The organism is Paraburkholderia sp. RL18-085-BIA-A, from assembly GCF_046027075.1.
Classification (GTDB): Bacteria; Pseudomonadota; Gammaproteobacteria; order Burkholderiales; family Burkholderiaceae; genus Paraburkholderia.
This window is the reverse complement of the sequence record NZ_JARESU010000468.1, coordinates 1-1,092: the sequence shown is the minus strand read 5'-3', so window position 1 is coordinate 1,092 and position 1,092 is coordinate 1. Positions and strand designations below refer to the sequence as shown.

2 protein-coding genes are annotated in these 1,092 nt (G+C 56.0%); one reads left to right on the top strand and one right to left on the bottom strand.

Annotated elements, in window-relative coordinates; all coding sequences use genetic code 11:
- Nucleotides 1–56: 56 nt before the first annotated feature.
- A complete protein-coding gene (locus P0D89_RS53280) occupies nucleotides 57–347 on the bottom strand; it encodes a hypothetical protein (RefSeq protein WP_408379690.1) in 291 nt (96 codons plus the stop codon).
- 293 nt (nucleotides 348–640) lie between these two features.
- Between P0D89_RS53280 and P0D89_RS53275 the strand changes: the two genes are divergently transcribed.
- A partial coding sequence (locus P0D89_RS53275; RefSeq protein ID WP_408379688.1) for an H-NS histone family protein occupies nucleotides 641–1,092 on the top strand: 452 nt, incomplete at its 3' end.

Sequence of the window (1,092 nt, the reverse complement as noted above, 5' to 3'; positions counted from 1 at the left end):
GGCCATCGATGAGACAACAATGCCGACCAGAAGCAGTGACATTGGTTTCATGTTGGCTACCAGCGGCGATAGTCGTGATGTCCGCGCGCATACCAATCGCGCCTGCTCCAATAACGGTGTCCGTCCCAATACCGGTCACCATGCCAGCCGATGAAGAGCCCAAGGCCCGCGATGACTGGCGCTGGTGCGTAGACGGGCGGCGGTGGCGCATACACAGGCGCGGGCGCCATATACACGGGCGCCGGAACCCCGATATTTACTCCGAGATGGACTTGGGCCATCGCTGCCCCCGAAAGGGTAAGCGCGATGGCGCCGAGCCCTAGTGAAAACGTCAGGTGTTTGAACATCATTTCGTCGCCTCATTGCTCGATTTGATGCTCACACTTTACGAACACATCTGCCCGGCTGAGTTACGGCCTTGTAACCGCCAATAGGGCAGTAAACAAAATCGCCGCCTCTACAGAACAAAGTAATTGCGTCGTCATACAGCGTTTCAAATGTATGGCTCTTGCAAGCCGGAAGCTCCATGGATTCGCCACGTCTTTGCTCTGTGCGTGAACGGCTGGACGGCGCAGGACTTTCTGTCACGCGAACGCGACCCGTGGCATAGTGCCGCTACCAACTACAACTGGAGGTTCTGATGGCAACACTAGAACAAATTCAGGCAACGATGAAGCAATTGCAGGCGCAAGCCGATGCTTTGATTTCAAAGAAAACCCTGGCGGCTGTCGACCAAATCAGCGACATAATGCTGAAGCACGGTTTGACGACAGAAGATATCGAGGCCAAGACAAAGACGAAGCGCCAAGCGAAAGCGTCGAATGGGAGTGCCGATCACGTCAAAGCGAAAGCATCTGACGGTGTCAAAGGCAAAGTTGCACTCAAATATCAACATCCCAAAACGGGAGCGGCATGGACCGGCCATGGCCGTGCGCCGTCGTGGATTGCTAACGTCAAAGACCGCAGCAAGTTTCTGATTGCAAGCGGCGCTGAAGCGGCGGTCGCGGCGAGTGCAGGCGTTGTGAGCAAGGGAAAGACTGCGGGCAAGAAGACGGCATCGAAGACGGTCGGTGTGGGCGCTGGAAAAGGACA